The organism is Colwellia sp. Bg11-28, assembly GCF_002836245.1.
Taxonomy (GTDB): Bacteria; Pseudomonadota; Gammaproteobacteria; order Enterobacterales; family Alteromonadaceae; genus Colwellia; species Colwellia psychrerythraea_A.
Genome location: NZ_PJBA01000006.1, coordinates 104687 through 121006, shown reverse-complemented (window position 1 = coordinate 121006; position 16320 = coordinate 104687). Strand labels below are relative to the sequence as shown.

The window sequence follows — 16320 nt, the reverse complement described above, 5'->3', positions numbered from 1 at the left end:
CTATCTAAAATATAACGGACAACATAAGTTGCCCGTTACTATTAAAAAAATTATAGCTATTCCAATAGATTAAACTGGCGTTCCAGAGTGAAATTTGAAATCTTCATCGGGTGATAAAATTAACTCCGCTTCAACGTTAGCAAAGTAAGCGACCCGTTCACTAATGTCCTTCCCCGCAACTTGCCCAGCTAGTGTCAAATAATCTTGATAATGACGAGCCTCTGAGCGAAGTAGAGACACATAAAATTTATTCAAATCATCATCTAAATGCGGTGCCAACTTAGCAAATCGCTCACACGATCGTGCCTCAATGTAAGCACCAATAATTAACTTATCTACCAAGGCATCAGGTTCAAAAGTTTTAACATGTTTTAGCATACCTTTGGCATAACGACCCGCGGTGATCCCATCAAAAGGAATATCTCGCTTAACCATAATCTCTAATACTTGATAAAAATGATGTAACTCTTCTTTTATTAAAAGCACCATTTTATCAATAAGATTTTGGCTAAATGGCGACGTTCCCTGAGACTTACTGCTTTTAGGTAAAATTGCTTTAGATAGATTGTTTTTATTAGCAAGTGACGCTAAATCGCCCTTCTTTCGATATAAAAAATCTTCATAGGGTTCAAACCATTCAAGTAATACGTTAGTACTGTCTTTATCAACGGCATATTTTCGAATGAGATACATAGCGGTTTGCCCTGCTTTAAGCTCGCAGGCTAAATGGTCTCGTAAAATTATCGGTAAGTTTTCTTTTTTCTTTGCTTTATTTACCCACGCATCAGGCGTTTCACAGGATAAAAATTTTAATATAGGTATGAGTAACGTCTCTGCTTCTGTCATCTGTTTATCTCAGTGCTAAATAACGAGTAAATTCTTTTAAGTGAATTGTAATTTAAATTATTGCGCTATTTTAAAAGTCTATTTCTTGAGATACTAGCATAATCTGTTTTTTACCATACATAGATCAAATTTATGCCTTCTATAATAAAAAAAAACCTTACAAGTAAAAATGCAGCCCAAAAACTTGTTAAAAAACACGATAAGCTGGTGCATAGCGAAAACATGAAAGTGGTTTCTCATGTACAACGAGAATGTGATGACTGGATAATTAATACACTTATACTTGATAACCTCGACGTTCCCTTTAAATACAAACGTAAGAAGCTTTACCAAAGTTTACAAGGACAAAGAATTAACCTTACTTATTATCCTGACGTTGAAACTATTGCCGGCTTTAGTATTGAAGTTATGTCAGTGGTACGAGTCAAAGTCAGCTAGAATTCCAAAGATAAACAAGCTCCTTATCGCATAAAAATATTAAAAACACTTTCTATAGAGCTTTATTGTTTATTTTTCCACCAACACTTGACGAATCATCTTATATCTCGCATAAATAAGGGTGTAATAATAAGAGTACTAATGACTTAATCATTTATTGTTGTTGTTTTAGACTAAAAAGTACTTTCCGAATACTAACGTGCGAGAGGATTGATTATGATACTAAATCACATATGGGGGCTGTACGCTCACCCTAAAGAAGAATGGCATGTTATTGAAAAACGCCATGAAAGTTTAAGTTATAGTTTGATGCACATTTTGACCATAGCGCTCATTCCGACAATATGCTCTTACTATGCAGCTGCCCATATTGGCTGGACTATTGGTGTAGGTAACCCAATTAAAATAAGTGTAGAAAGTGCTCAAATCATGGCTGTTAGCATGTATTTCGCTCTAATTTTTGGCGTATTCGCCTTAGCTTACTTGATTCAGTGGATGGCAAAAACATTTGACTCAAAACCTGACTTTGTTCAAGCACTTGAGCTTGCTGCATATACTGCGACACCACTACTTATGGTAGGCATTACCGCATTATTTCCAGTGTTATGGTTTGTTGCTTTAGCGGGAATTGCTGCGGTAGCTTACTCTATCTATCTGTTATATTCAGGTGTTCCTATTATGATGAATATCCCTGAGGAAAAAGGCTTTATCTACTCAAGCTCAGTAGTGACCTGCGGATTAGTCTTGTTAGTTGGCTTAATGGCATTTACCGCCGTAATGTGGACTATGGGATTTGGTCCTGAGTTTGTTGCATAACTTACCTAAAATATAACAACTGAATTAATTTATAGTTAAATAAAAAGCCTTATTTCTAAAATAGAAATAAGGCTTTTTTGTGTTTTATATTTTGAAACAGGTATAAGTAACTCAGTAGTTACCTAATAAGTATAAGTACTACTCTGCACCTTCATTATGCATATCAATAATAGAATCAGCATTTTTGTCTGATTCTTCTTTACTCGTATTATTACGCAATGCATCTAATCTTTCTAAATATGCTTGGTCGATATCATTGGTGACATAGTTACCATCAAATACAGAAGTATCAAAAGTTTTGATGTCTGGATTGCCAACGCTAACTGCAGATATTAAGTCCTCAAGAGATTGAAATATTAATTTATCTGCACCAATTAAACTACAAATATCATCCAATTCACGACCATGTGCAATGAGTTCATTAGCACTTGGCATATCTATACCATAGACATTAGGGAATCTTACTTCAGGTGCTGCTGAAGCAAAATAGACATTTTTTGCACCTGAGGCACGCGCCATATCAATTATTTGTTCTGAGGTAGTGCCTCGAACAACAGAGTCGTCAACTAGTAAAACATTTTTACCCTTAAATTCCGTTGCAATAGCGTTAAGCTTTTGACGAACTGATTTTTTACGTTGCTCTTGACCCGGCATAATAAAAGTACGACCGATGTATCGGTTTTTAACAAAACCTTGTCGGTAAGGTAAGTTAAGCTGCTTTGCTATTTGTAAGGCAATATCGCAAGATGTTTCAGGGATAGGAATAACAACATCAATATCAATATCTTGCCATTCCTCGGCAATTTTCTCGCCTAACTTAGTTCCCATTTCTACACGAGAGGCATAAACAGACATTTTATCCATGGTTGAATCAGGGCGAGCAAAGTATACAAATTCAAATATACATGGGCTATAAACAGGATTTTCAGCACATTGCAGACTGTGAATTAGGCCATCTTCAGAGAAAAATATAGTTTCACCTGGAGCAACATCACGTACAAATTCAAAAGAACATGCATCTAGCGCAACTGATTCAGACGCAACCATATACTCAACGCCCAATTCAGTTTCTCTTTTACCAAAGACTAAAGGACGAATTCCGTTAGGGTCACGAAAAGCAATCATACCGTGACCAACAATAAGCGCTACAGTAGCATATGCGCCACGAACACGTTTATGGACCTTAGCAACTGCAGTGAAAATATCTTCCGGTGTTAGCGCAATGTTTTCACTTTGCTGTAATTCATGCGCTAGGATATTTAACAGAACCTCAGAATCTGAAGTTGTGTTCACATGGCGACGAGCTTCATCAAATAACCATGTTCTTAATTCTTCAGCGTTGGTTAAGTTACCATTATGTGCCAATGACAAACCAAAAGGTGAGTTGGCATAAAAAGGTTGTGCTTCTGAAGAGCTAGAAGTGCCCGCTGTTGGATAGCGAATGTGACCAATACCAATATTACCTTGTAGGCGAAGCATATGGCGGGTATGAAAAACATCTTTCACTAACCCATTGCCTTTTCTTAGCCTGAAAGTATTATTATGAATTGTTACAATACCAGCAGCATCTTGACCACGATGCTGAAGTACAGTTAGTCCATCATATATATGCTGACTAACAGGAGTTTTACCGACAATACCAACAATACCACACATGAAATTCTCTCCACAAAAAAAATATTTACAATACTTATTTTCACTAAATTATTAACTTAGGATGGTGTGAGCCATCTAATAAATATTGAATTATAAGATATCGAAATAATATCTAATAAATTATCGTATACGGATTGACTCCGCATGGACTTAGTCGTTATTAGTAACAACTAAGTTATATAACTTGATGACCCTTTAAGGTATTCAAAAAACCATTCAACTACCAATTTAAACTCAGGGATCAATTCTGAACTTTTCCACCACTGTGTATTTTCTGCTCCGGTAAAAGCATCAACAAAAAATATCACTGCACTGATAATGAGTACACCTCGAAGTGCTCCAAAAACAAGCCCTAAAACACGATCGGTTCCAGATAGTCCTGTTTTGCTAACCAATTGCCCAATAAGATAATTAACCAAAGCACCAAGCACTAAGGTTGATATGAAAAGAATGGCGACGGCTGCGGCATTACGCAAAAATGGATCAGAAATATTTGTTAAAAGATTGGCAAGGTTTGCGTAAAAAGTGCTGGCAATAAAGAAGGCACTGATCCAAATAACTAGAGATACTGCTTCTTTTACAAAACCTCGTATTAAACTGACTAGTGTTGAAACGCCTATAACGGCCAAAATGGCGTAATCTATCCAAACCATAACTTGAATGTCTCGTTGAGTTTATCTAAATTAGAGGCGCGCATTCTATCAGAATTAGCCAAATAATGCCTAGCACTTTATAAAAGCCAGCTACTTATTTGGTTCAAAATACGCAACTTTACCTTGGATGCCAGTAAGCGTTTTTAAAGCGGGTAACTTTTTAACCATACTGGTCTTTATTAATTCCGGTCCTATGATGACCTTAGTTAATGTGCCTTGCTTAGTTTTGATTGGTTTGGTGAAGGCGATATAGCCTTTAGCTTTTAATTTTTTTAATAACTGGGCAACATTGTCTTTATTTTTAAAGCTACCTAAATGGATAACCCAGGCTTCTTTAGCAACTGCTTTTTCAGGCAACGTCTTCTTCGGTTTGCTAACTACTTTTACTGGGGGCTTTACTGCTGGCTTTGATACTTTCTTTGTTACTTGATCAACTTGTTTAGTTGGCTTTGAAGCAGGGTTATCAATACCATGTTCATCAATTGCTTGTTCATTAGAGATGGGTGTCACTTTTTGTCGTATGAGCTTATCTTCAGGGAATGGTTTATTGGTCAATTTACCCGAAAACACCTCTGCCTTTGGGATAGCTTCAAAATCATCTTGGTGTGATTTTTTCTCTCCATCAAGTAGATCTGGTAAGAAAATAATAACCACGGCTGCAACAATAATAGTCCCGACAAGGCGATTTTGAAAAGGTGTAGACAAGAGACACTCCTAATTAATACTACTCAGCTAACTAATAGTTAACTGTGCTCTGATTTTCGAAACAGTAAAAAATGAACCAAAGACTAGAATTAAGTCAGACGAATTAGCCTGCTTATTCGCCATTCTAAAGGCCTCATCCACATTGTCAAAACAATTAACTGAATTTGTAAATAACGCTAACTTACTTGCCATTGTTTCTTTTGTAGCAGCTCTTGGTACACTTAACGCACCGGTATACCAAAAATCGATATCATCTTTTAGTGATTCTAAACTTGCACTAATATCTTTATCGCCCAGCATAGCAACCACAGCATAAATATTTTGATAGTTAGCTTGCTCTTTTATCTGCTTAAGATATCCAGCGAGATAACGAGTAGCTTGTGGATTATGACCGACATCAAGAATAACATCACATAGACCCTTCTGCTTGATTAACTCAGTCCGCCCTGCAACCTTAGTCTTAGCAATAACTTCATTGACAAAATCAGGTGTCAGCGTCAAATTAAGCTTTTCTAATACCATGAGTGCTGTTGCGACATTGTCGCGTGGAATATGGGGAGCTTTTAGTTCTGTTAACTGCGTTTGTTTAGTTTTCCAGTTCCAATGAGGTTGAGTATTTTGAACGATAAAATCTTGGTCTCGTAAAAATATCCTATTAACTTGGTTTTTATGTAACTCGTTAGCATGATTTATCACTGACTTGGGAGCATTAGTATCACCAATAATAATGTCTTGCTCTTGTCGCATGATTCCTGCTTTTTCAAAACCAATACTTTCTCTATCATTGCCTAGAAAGCTTTGATGATCGAGATCTATTGTTGTGATGACAGCTATATCAGCATCGATAATATTAGTTGCATCTAACCGACCACCTAGGCCAACTTCAAGAATAATAAAGCTTGGCATAGTTTCCATTAACACGAGTAATGCAGCTAAAGTTGTATACTCATAGTAACTAAGCGAAATATCTTCTCGAGCAACTTCAATACGTTTAAAAGCATTGATTAGGGCCTGATCTTCTACATCTTGCTTATTTATCCGCAGACGTTCATTAAAGCGCTCAATATGAGGAGATGAGTAAACGGCAACACCTCGCTGTGAAGCAAGTTCTTTACTATTGAGTAAGGCGTTTTCAATAAAAGCACAGGTGGTACCTTTACCATTAGTGCCCGCAACAGTAATAACCTTAGCAAAATTCAAGTTTATAGCTAAACGTTCCGCAACTTTGCCAACACGAGATAAACCAAGATCTATCTCAGTACTATGTAAGTTTTCTAAATAATAAAGCCACTGATCGAGATTAGTTAAATCTTGATAGTGGCTTGAATTGTATTTTGACATTTATTCATCAACAAGTGATTTGAGTTAAATAGACAATAGCGATTATTCGTTGATACTAATTACGAAACAACGCTAGTTTGGCCCATAAACTTACCTAACATACGCGCTAAAGTAATTTTCATTTCTCGGCGATCAATAATCATATCAATTGCGCCTTTTTCTAATAAAAATTCACTGCGTTGGAAACCTTCAGGTAATTTTTCTCTAACGGTTTGCTCAATAACACGTGGTCCAGCAAAACCAATTAGCGCTTTTGGCTCAGCAACATTGATGTCACCTAACATAGCTAAACTTGCTGATACACCGCCCATCGTTGGATCGGTTAATACAGAAACGTAAGGAAGACCTTTTTCACTCATTTTAGCAAGCGCAGCACTAGTTTTTGCCATTTGCATTAAAGAGAAAAGTGCTTCTTGCATACGGGCACCGCCACTAGCAGAGAAACATATAAAGGGTAGATTATGCTCTAAACAATACTCTACACCCTTAACAAAACGAGCACCGACTACAGAAGCCATTGAACCGCCAAGGAATGCAAATTCAAACGCAGCAACAACAACTGGCATGCCGTGTAATTCACCTTTCATTACAACGAGAGCATCTTTCTCACCGGTATTTTTTTGCGCAGCACTAAGACGATCTTTATATCGTTTAGAATCTTTAAATTTCAAGATATCTTGTGCTTCAAACTCTTCACCTAATTCCATGCGATTATCATGGTCAAGAAAGCTATCAATACGTTTACGAGCACTGATACGCATATGGTGATCACACTTAGGACATACTGAAATTTGACGCTCTAATTCAGCTTTATAAAGCACGGCATTACATGAAGAACATTTGCTCCATACACCTTCAGGAATGCTACTTTTTTGAGTCGTTTTTGCTTTCGGGAGAATTTTTTCTATCCAGCTCATAATTTTATTTTGGCCTGTTGCAACGAAATATCTGTCGGTTTATTGATGGAGACACTCCATCAAACTCTATTCTAAACCGCACATTAGACCATAGTATAACCTATAGAATATAGAAAAAACTGGTCTGCTCAGTAAATAATTGTGATTTGATTAAACTTTCTATCTATAAAAACAATGGCCCTAAACGGCTTTTAGGTAACTCAAAGTTCTCAGGGTAATCTACATCGACAAAATATAGCCCCTCTGGTGGTGCCGTAACACCTGCAACACAACGATTCTTAGCCAATAAAACTTCTTTCATCCAGTGTGGTGTTTCTTGTGATTGACCAACTCGCATTAAGCTACCAACAACGTTTCGCACCATATGGTGTAAAAAAGCATTGGCTTTGATATCAACTACAAGATAATCACCCTGTCGTGTCACCCGACAATGTTTTATAGTCCGAACCGCAGAATGAGATTGACAATGCACCGTTCTAAACGAGGTAAAGTCATGTTTACCGAGAAGATAATCAGCGCCTTGTTGCATAAGATTTTCATCTAAAGCGAAATGACAATGACTAATACCATGACTCAATATTGCTGAACGAAGGGGTTTATTGTAAATAATATAACGATAATTTCTAGCTGTGGCACTAAAGCGAGCATGAAATTCATCATCAACTTTCTTTACCCAAGCAACAGCTATATCAGAAGGTAAGTGAGTGTTTACGCCTAAAGTCCAAGCGGTATCTTTGCGTTTTTTTTCGGTGTCAAAGTGGATCACTTGATTGGTTGCATTAACCCCTGTATCGGTTCTCCCGGCACAAACCACTTCAATTTTTTCATCCGCAATTTTAGATAATGCTTTTTCTAACTTTTCTTGTACAGTGATAACATTATTTTGGCGTTGCCAGCCACAATAGTTTTTACCATCATACTCAATGCCTAACGCATAACGCATACAAGTCTACCTTTTCTAATGAGGAGATTATTTTCGCTGCGCATTATCCTTTATTTTATAGCGTTAGGCTATTGCTTGTTAGTTTATACCCGTAATCATTCAAAATGTTCGATTCAGAGTGCTTGAGCAATTTCAGTTTGAGGCGCGTCAATTAAATTAGGCTTATTCCCTATTTCTTTGACGCAACAATAAAATGGGATTGATCAAGCGCTTCTACCATGGGGCTAAAAACGATTTATACATCGTTATTGATTTTGAGAATGGAACAACCATTCCCTACAATCAATGCCTTGCCTAAATCGTTTTTTCTCCCACTGAAATATGCATTTTGAATGGTCACGGGTATATATCAACGCCTTACAATGAATCTAATAATGCTTGTGCCTCTGCTCGCTGAGTTTTATCTCCCTTGGAGATTACCTCTTGCAAGATTACTTGGGCATTTTCTTCATCATTCATTTCTATATACATTTTCGCTAAATCTAATTTACTCGACATTGAGCCATCTTCATCAACATCCACACCACTATCATTTTGAGAAAATTTACCTAAACCAACGTCAATATTGGTTTTCTCATAAGGCTCTGACGCATCACCCTCATCTAAACTATCAGAGATGAGCTCATCGACAGAGACATAATCTTCTGTTGGCTCTGTTTCCCGGGAGTTTTGAACACTTTCTTCGCTAAGGCTATCATCAATTAAATCATCACCTATGTCATCACCTTCAAAGATCAGTTCAATCTCATCGTGTTTCGTTGGCGTAGTCGCTGATTCCTCTTCAATATTGGCTAATAGCTCATCAAAATCAACATTAGCTAACTCATCTATAACGTCTAATTCATCAGCTTCTTCAAGTGGTTCTTCGTCAGCCATTTCAGATAACAAACCAGCTAGCACATCTTCATCGGTAAAGTCAGGTGATAGAACTATCGACTCAGGTGAAATACCTTCCGCTTGTTCAGTATCATCTTCCATTGAATCATCTGCTAATAATTGACTTAATTCAGCCTCAGTAAAACCACCATCGATTTGAGTATTGAACGTTTCATCAATTGATGAATCAGTTAACTCATCACCAACGTCGTCTCTTTTATCTTCTTGAAAGTCTCTTGTTGCTTCATCTTTACTGATGGTATCAGCAATAAGTGCATCAATATCTAGTTCATCATCTAACTCATTACTTTCATTACTTTCATTACTTATTAGTGTTTCTGAAGCTAGCTCATCGTCACTTTCTTTAGCAATAATATCGGTAAAGTCAGCGGTAAGAAATGGTGTTACATATTCAGCGGTAAATGCGGATATTTTAGCTTCATTCTCTGCTTTTTCATTTTGAATTTTATGGTCTTCTGGACTTAATGTACTATCAGTAACCTTATCAATAGTACTATTTTCATCCTTTCCCACATCAAGTTCCAACGGATTTATTGCTTCTGATGAATCTTGTTTTACAACGTGTTGAGGTGTTGTAGCATTACCCGACATTGATTCAAGTAGTGCATCAATATCATCTGGGTCAGTTACCTCTGCAGTATCATTGATAGAATCAAGTAATGCATCAATATCATCTGGATCTGTTACCTCTGCGGTATCATTTATAGAATCAAGTAATGCATCGATATCATCTGGGTCTGTTACATCAACTGGCTCATTCACTGATTCACTTACCGAATCAAGAAGCGCATCAATATCATCTGGATCTGTTACCTCTGCGGTATCATTTATAGAATCAAGTAATGCATCAATATCATCTGGGTCTGTTACATCAACTGGCTCATTCACTGGTTCACTTACCGAATCAAGAAGCGCATCAATATCATCTGGATCTGTTACCTCTGCGGTATCATTTATAGAATCAAGTAATGCATCGATATCATCTGGGTCTGTTACATCGACTGGCTCATTCACTGATTCACTTACCGAATCAAGCAGCGCATCGATATCATCTGGATCTGTTACCTCTGCGGTATCATTTATAGAATCAAGTAATGCATCAATATCATCTGGGTCTGTTACATCAACTGGCTCATTCACGGACTCACTTACCGAATCAAGTAATGCATCGATATCATCTGGATCTGTTACATCGACTGGCTCATTCACTGATTCACTTACCGAATCAAGCAGCGCATCGATATCATCTGGATCTGTTACATCGACTGGCTCATTCACTGATTCACTTACCGAATCAAGCAGCGCATCGATATCATCTGGGTCTGTTACCTCTGCAGTCTCATTGTCTGGATCACTTACCGAATCAAGCAGCGCATCAATATCATCTGGGTCCGTTACCTCTGCTGGCTCATTGTCTGAATCACTTACCGAATCAAGCAGCGCATCAATATCATCTGGGTCCGTTACCTCTGCTGGCTCATTGTCTGAATCACTTACCGAATCAAGCAGCGCATCAATATCATCTGGGTCCGTTATCTCTGCTGGTTCGTTCTTTTCTTCGGAAGATTCTTCAAGTACTAGGTCTTCATCATCGAAATCGTCTAAGCCACCAAGTAAATCATTTAGATCATCTTGGCTTAACTCTCCCCCTTCAAGTTCTTCACTTTCTGTATTTTCTGCTTCATCATCTAAACCTGATAATAATGAATCTAAGTCATCTTGATCCAACTCACCACCATCAAGAATATCAACGTCACTTTCATCATCTAGTAGGATGTCTTCAAGATCATCTAAGCTATCGTCTTCATCCAAATGGATAACGTCATCATCACTTTCTATTAAATCTATAGACAGGTCATCATCCAAATTCAATTCATCATCAAGTGATAAATCAAGCTCATCGTCTAAATTCAATTCATCATCAAGGGATAAATCAAGCTCATCGTCCAAGTTCAACTCACCATCAAGTGATAAATCAAGCTCATCGTCCAAGTTTAACTCATCATCAAGTGATAACTCTTCAGATGTGCTCTCTTTTTTGGCGACAGGTTCTTGTTTTTTACTGTCTAATTCGTTGAAGAAAACTTCATCCGAGGCCTGTTTTCGGCGTTTAAACAAAAGAGCCAGTAAAAGTAGTATCAGGATTGCTGGCAGAGTGCCCATGGCAATTTTGAACCACAAGCTTGACATGATATCTTGTTCCGCAAGTGCAGCCTGCTGTCTCTCTAATAAAAGTTCTTTTTCTCTGGCTTCAGCTTTTGCTAATAGGGCTTGCTGCAACTTGATCATATCGTCCATTTGCAGCTTGATTTCTTTACCTTTCGCTACCTCATCCTGCATGATGCCAAGCTTGTCATTAAAGGAAGTAAGTTGCTGACGTAAATCATCATTTTCTTTTAAAATAGCTTGTAAACCATCAATTGAGTCTGAGATATCATTTTGAATATGTTCTAATCGTTCCTGCTGCTGACCATCAATTTTTTGCAATTGGTCATTAATCTCAGTTTTTACCGTCTCTAAGTCTTTTTTCTTAACGCTAGGCTCTATAAATACTGGTATCTTAGGTGTTTTTGGCTGTGCTTTCTTCCAAGCTTTACTATCACTTTCAGACTTTTTCTTCGCACTGTTAGTATTTATTGCCATCATGTTATTAAACGATGGTATTTTTAAATATTGCCCTTCAACCAAATAATTGATGTTGCTATCGACAAACGCTTGTGGATTCTCTTGATATAACGCCTGCATGACTTGATAAACGCTCAAGCGATTATCAGGGCGAACTCGAGTAGCGATGTTCCATAAAGTATCTTTAGAGGTGATTGGGCCGTATTTATCATAAGGAAAAACATCACTACTTTTAGGTCCTCGCATGCGAATGCCGCGTTCTTCCTCTGCATTAACGGGGAAGTGAGCCGTAAGTATGCCAATAATAACCGCCTGCCATAGGCACAGGCGCAATAAATGTTGCATAAGGATGTCCTAATAAACTAATTTAAGTTATGGCACTGTTCATTATATTTATAGCGCCAAAAAAATACCGCATTACTTTACCTGACTAAGAGATAAAGCTTATCAGGAAGATAAAATGCAATAATTATTCCAAAAAACCATTAACTAACAAGATAATAGCAAATTCAATCAATAAGTCTCCTCTTATTGTAACTCTTGTGTAAATCTATACTTTGTTTTGAGGGGGAATATACTACTAATTAACTTTATTCCTGTTATAAAGTCAATTGGGCTTTTAAAGGACTGATACAGTAAAATTAAAAGTTAAAAACTAAAAAACTCGTCAACAACGGTATATTTACCATCATTGACGAGTTTTTATATACTAACTATTGTAGTAAAAGTTAGCTTAAATGATCTTTTACCAATAGTTCAGCAATTTGTACGCTATTCGTTGCCGCACCCTTGCGAACATTATCCGCAACGATCCACATATTAATGCCGCAACTATGGCTAATATCTTCACGAATACGACCAACATAAGTATCATCTTTTCCGCTCGCATCTCCAATTTGAGTTGGGAAGTCTTCATCATTACGACAAACAACAATACCAGGAGCTTGCTCTAATAAATCTTTAACTTCATCAGCTGAAATAGGTGAATTCGTTTCAATATGCAAGGCTTCGCCATGTCCAAAAAACACAGGAACACGAACAGCTGTTGGGTTAACAAGTACGTTTTCATCGCCTAAAATCTTTTTAGTTTCCCAAACCATTTTCATTTCTTCTTTGGTGTAACCATTTTCTAAGAAATCATCAATTTGTGGGATAACATTAAATGCTATTTGACGTGAAAACTTTTTGCTCTCTACTGGCTTACCACTTAATAGATTAGCAGTTTGTTTCGCTAATTCATCCATCGCTTCTTTACCACCGCCAGAAACCGATTGGTAAGTACTAACATTTACACGACTAATACCAACAGCATCATAAATTGGTTTTAACGCTACCAACATTTGAATGGTAGAGCAATTAGGGTTAGCTATTATATTGCGATTACGGTAATCAGCCAGCGCTTCAGGATTAACTTCAGGCACAACAAGAGGAATATCAGCGTCATAGCGAAATTCAGAGGTATTATCAATAACAATACAGCCAGCTTCAGCAGCTATTGGAGCAAATTTAGCTGAAGTAGAACCACCGGCAGAAAAGAAACCAATTTGTACCTGGCTAAAATCAAAATCATCTGCATTTAATACTTCAATGCTCTGACCATTAAATTCAATAATTTCACCTGCAGAGCGAGCACTGGCTAAGGGATATAATTTATTAATTGGAAACTTTCGTTCTTCAAGAATCTCCATAATAGTTTTGCCAACTAACCCTGTTGCGCCAAGTATGCATACATCAAATTTTTGTGCCATGTTCCTCTCTCTCTTCATTAGACTTTCTCAAAAAAATGAGTCGTCTCGATAGTTTAAATTAATTTTTATTAAAACCTAAACGATGCGGTACATCGCTATAAGCAGTAGATGATAAGTTGACCGTAACAGCAGAAAACTCCCTTCGAACGGGATAATTTTTCCTTAAGCTGTCAAAACCTTGTACAAATAATTGTTGACGAAATATTGCATCGTCTCGCCTAACATCGTAAACCATTTTAACTAACTGGTTTAGTAATATTTGATTAAAATCTTGATTAATTTCAATTGCAGGGATACTAGCCGACGGTAAAAAGTTTGCTAACTGATATTTAGGCGATATTGTTAACTGTTGACATAATGCCTGATAGAGCATTTCACTACCACGAGCTTTTCCTTCTAAGCTATAACCTGCTATATGTGCTGTGGCTATTTCAGTATAAGGAATTAAGGCTTCAAGAACGTCAGGTTCTCCTTGCCAAACATCGAGTACAACTTTTACGCCATGACCAGCCACTTTAAGGGCTAATAAGGCGTGATTATCAATAACATCACCACGGCAAGCGCTGATTAATATTTGGTCTTCACGCAGTAAAGCGAGGTTCTCTGCATTTATCAATTTGTTTGTCGGGTGTTCACCGCCTACAACTTTAGGCACATGCAAAGATATAACATCACACGCTAAAACATCCACCAAGGGTACATAATGTCGTTGGTCAGTAGGGTTCTGACTATTATCTTGTTTTTGCTTTTCTGCTAACAAGGGATCACAGATTTTATGTTCAATACCTAATGCAGTGAGTTTTTCACTTAAACGAGTACCCGTATTACCGCCGCCAACAATACCGACGGTCAATGAAGATAAAGTGAGCAAATACCGCTCTGCTAAAACGACTAATGCACTGAGCACATACTCAGCCACTGAAATGGCATTACAACCTGGCGCTGAATGGAAGGTAATATTTCGTTTAGCGAGATAACTTAAGTCGATATGATCAGTACCTATAGTGGCACTACCAACAAAAGAAATTTTATCATTCAAATGGAGTAGTTGTTCATTAACCTGAGTAATTGAACGTACTAAGAGCACATCTGCATCAGCAACTTGTGCTGCGGTTAACGTCCGACCTGAAAAAGGAACTAACTCTCCCTGCTCTTCGCCAGCGATGCCGTTATTAAGGTGGCAGAGTTCACTAAAAAACTCTTTGGCAAATGGCATGTTTTCATCAAAATATATTTTCATAAATTCTAACTATGTAACTAAAGACATTGAAGCACTCAATTATACGCTCATTTTAGAGCATAAGTACTAAAATTAACCCAACAGTGCTAAAAAACTTGTCACTATTTATAAAAAAACCACGCTAAATATTATTTAGCGTGGTTTATTATTACTTAGAAAATGCGCATTAAGTCGGAGCTTAACTCCAGAACATAAGCTTATTTATATTTTTTCATTACCAAAGTGGCATTAGTTCCACCAAAACCGAAGCTGTTAGACATTATAAGGTCTAATTCAACATCACGTTTTTCAGTAACAATATCTAAGCCTTGTGCTTTCTCATCTAAATTATCAACATTGATAGATGGTGCAACAAAACTGTTTTCCATCATTAAAATTGAGTAAATAGCTTCGTGAACGCCAGCAGCACCAAGTGCATGACCTGTCATTGCTTTAGTAGCACTAATAGCTGGTGAATCTTCACCAAATAATTCTTGAATTGCGCCTAATTCTTTAACATCGCCAACCGGTGTAGAAGTTCCATGAGTATTTAAGTAATCAACTTTACCTTCAACACCTTGCATGGCTTGTTGCATACAACGAACTGCGCCTTCACCACTTGGAGCTACCATGTCATAACCATCAGAGGTTGCGCCATAGCCAACAAGTTCAGCGTAAATATGTGCGCCACGTGCAAGGGCATGTTCTAATTCTTCAACAACAACCATACCGCCGCCGCCAGAAATAACAAAACCATCACGGTCTGCATCATAGGTACGAGAAGCTAATTCAGGTGTATCATTACGACCCGCTGATAAAGCCCCCATACCATCAAACATCATAGCAAGTGACCAATGAACTTCTTCACCACCACCAGCAAAAACGATATCTTGTTTGCCTAATTGAATAAGCTCCATCGCATTACCAATACAATGAGCACTTGTTGCACAAGCTGAACTAATTGAGTAGTTAACACCTTTAATTTTAAAAGGCGTTGCTAAACAAGCTGATACTGTGCTGCCCATAGTTTTTGGTACGGCATAAGGACCAACACGACGAATACCACGGTTACGAAGCGTATCAGTTGAAGCAACGATGTTTTCAGATGAAGCTCCACCAGATCCAGCAACAATACCAGTACGGAAATTTGAGACTTGATCTTCAGTTAATTTTGCATCTTTAACAGCTTGATCCATAGCAATATAAGCATAACCTGCAGCATCACCCATGAAACGGATGGCTTTACGATCAATGTGATCTTTAGTTTCAATATCAGGTTTACCCCAAACTTGACTACGTAGACCTTGCTCTGCAAAACTTTCAGAATGAGAGATACCTGACTTACCAGCTTTTAATGAGGCTAATACTTCATCCGCATTGTTACCAATACTTGAGACTATACCTAAGCCTGTTATTACGACACGTTTCATTTAACTACCATCTATAATTATGAAATTTTGCGCTATTATACAAGTAATAGCGATTGAACTGGTATTACTAGTTGCTTATCACAACA

General features: G+C 37.5%; 13 protein-coding genes. 2 read left to right on the top strand and 11 right to left on the bottom strand.

All coding sequences use genetic code 11. The features are described 5' to 3' along the window. Window positions 1–69: 69 nt before the first annotated feature. Complete coding sequence (miaE, locus tag CXF79_RS07520) at window positions 70–846, bottom strand: tRNA isopentenyl-2-thiomethyl-A-37 hydroxylase MiaE (RefSeq protein WP_011044544.1); 777 nt, start codon at window positions 844–846, stop codon at window positions 70–72. A gap of 132 nt (window positions 847–978) precedes the next feature. On the opposite strand from miaE, the gene CXF79_RS07515 reads away from it, so the two are divergent. Continuing rightward, window positions 979–1284: a hypothetical protein gene (locus tag CXF79_RS07515; RefSeq protein ID WP_101154534.1), complete on the top strand. Its 306-nt coding sequence runs from the start codon at window positions 979–981 to the stop codon at window positions 1282–1284. Window positions 1285–1500: 216 nt separating this feature from the next. Continuing rightward, window positions 1501–2100 (top strand): Yip1 family protein, encoded by a 600-nt coding sequence (locus CXF79_RS07510; protein ID WP_011044546.1) that lies wholly within the window; start codon window positions 1501–1503, stop codon window positions 2098–2100. Window positions 2101–2238: 138 nt separating this feature from the next. Here CXF79_RS07510 and purF read toward each other — a convergent pair whose 3' ends face one another. The 10 genes from purF to fabB form a co-directional block, all read right to left on the bottom strand. Then, on the bottom strand, window positions 2239–3756 hold the full coding sequence (gene purF, locus CXF79_RS07505) for an amidophosphoribosyltransferase (RefSeq protein ID WP_011044547.1): 1518 nt from the start codon (window positions 3754–3756) through the stop codon (window positions 2239–2241). 170 nt (window positions 3757–3926) lie between these two features. Beyond that, window positions 3927–4409, bottom strand: coding sequence for a CvpA family protein (locus CXF79_RS07500; RefSeq protein ID WP_011044548.1), 483 nt, complete (start codon window positions 4407–4409; stop codon window positions 3927–3929). 90 nt (window positions 4410–4499) lie between these two features. Continuing rightward, the gene (locus CXF79_RS07495; protein ID WP_101154533.1) at window positions 4500–5114 is read right to left on the bottom strand and encodes an SPOR domain-containing protein; all 615 of its coding nucleotides are present in this window, start codon (window positions 5112–5114) and stop codon (window positions 4500–4502) included. A 27-nt stretch (window positions 5115–5141) separates the two neighbouring features. Then, window positions 5142–6455, bottom strand: a complete 1314-nt coding sequence (gene folC / locus CXF79_RS07490; RefSeq protein ID WP_101154532.1) for a bifunctional tetrahydrofolate synthase/dihydrofolate synthase — start codon at window positions 6453–6455, stop codon at window positions 5142–5144. 59 nt (window positions 6456–6514) lie between these two features. Further along, window positions 6515–7372 (bottom strand): acetyl-CoA carboxylase, carboxyltransferase subunit beta, encoded by an 858-nt coding sequence (accD, locus tag CXF79_RS07485; RefSeq protein WP_011044551.1) that lies wholly within the window; start codon window positions 7370–7372, stop codon window positions 6515–6517. A 163-nt stretch (window positions 7373–7535) separates the two neighbouring features. After that, window positions 7536–8315, bottom strand: coding sequence for a tRNA pseudouridine(38-40) synthase TruA (gene truA / locus CXF79_RS07480; RefSeq protein WP_101154531.1), 780 nt, complete (start codon window positions 8313–8315; stop codon window positions 7536–7538). 357 nt (window positions 8316–8672) lie between these two features. Next, a complete protein-coding gene (locus CXF79_RS07475; protein ID WP_101154530.1) occupies window positions 8673–12182 on the bottom strand; it encodes a FimV/HubP family polar landmark protein in 3510 nt (1169 codons plus the stop codon). Window positions 12183–12565: 383 nt separating this feature from the next. Further along, entirely contained in the window at window positions 12566–13585 is a 1020-nt protein-coding gene (locus tag CXF79_RS07470; RefSeq protein ID WP_011044554.1) for an aspartate-semialdehyde dehydrogenase, read from the bottom strand. A gap of 58 nt (window positions 13586–13643) precedes the next feature. Then, on the bottom strand, window positions 13644–14825 hold the full coding sequence (locus CXF79_RS07465) for a 4-phosphoerythronate dehydrogenase (RefSeq protein ID WP_101154529.1): 1182 nt from the start codon (window positions 14823–14825) through the stop codon (window positions 13644–13646). 197 nt (window positions 14826–15022) lie between these two features. Next, window positions 15023–16234 carry a beta-ketoacyl-ACP synthase I gene (gene fabB, locus CXF79_RS07460; protein WP_101154528.1) on the bottom strand — a complete coding sequence of 404 codons (1212 nt, stop codon included), beginning with the start codon at window positions 16232–16234 and terminating at the stop codon, window positions 15023–15025. Window positions 16235–16320 lie beyond the last annotated feature (86 nt).

Coding starts and splice junctions, on each gene's coding strand:
- miaE (WP_011044544.1), bottom strand. CDS start 846: ATGACAGAAGCAGAGACGTTACTCATACCTATATTAAAATTTTTATCC.
- CXF79_RS07515 (WP_101154534.1), top strand. CDS start 979: ATGCCTTCTATAATAAAAAAAAACCTTACAAGTAAAAATGCAGCCCAA.
- CXF79_RS07510 (WP_011044546.1), top strand. CDS start 1,501: ATGATACTAAATCACATATGGGGGCTGTACGCTCACCCTAAAGAAGAA.
- purF (WP_011044547.1), bottom strand. CDS start 3,756: ATGTGTGGTATTGTTGGTATTGTCGGTAAAACTCCTGTTAGTCAGCAT.
- CXF79_RS07500 (WP_011044548.1), bottom strand. CDS start 4,409: ATGGTTTGGATAGATTACGCCATTTTGGCCGTTATAGGCGTTTCAACA.
- folC (WP_101154532.1), bottom strand. CDS start 6,455: ATGTCAAAATACAATTCAAGCCACTATCAAGATTTAACTAATCTCGAT.
- accD (WP_011044551.1), bottom strand. CDS start 7,372: ATGAGCTGGATAGAAAAAATTCTCCCGAAAGCAAAAACGACTCAAAAA.
- truA (WP_101154531.1), bottom strand. CDS start 8,315: ATGCGTTATGCGTTAGGCATTGAGTATGATGGTAAAAACTATTGTGGC.
- CXF79_RS07475 (WP_101154530.1), bottom strand. CDS start 12,182: ATGCAACATTTATTGCGCCTGTGCCTATGGCAGGCGGTTATTATTGGC.
- CXF79_RS07470 (WP_011044554.1), bottom strand. CDS start 13,585: ATGGCACAAAAATTTGATGTATGCATACTTGGCGCAACAGGGTTAGTT.
- CXF79_RS07465 (WP_101154529.1), bottom strand. CDS start 14,825: ATGAAAATATATTTTGATGAAAACATGCCATTTGCCAAAGAGTTTTTT.
- fabB (WP_101154528.1), bottom strand. CDS start 16,234: ATGAAACGTGTCGTAATAACAGGCTTAGGTATAGTCTCAAGTATTGGT.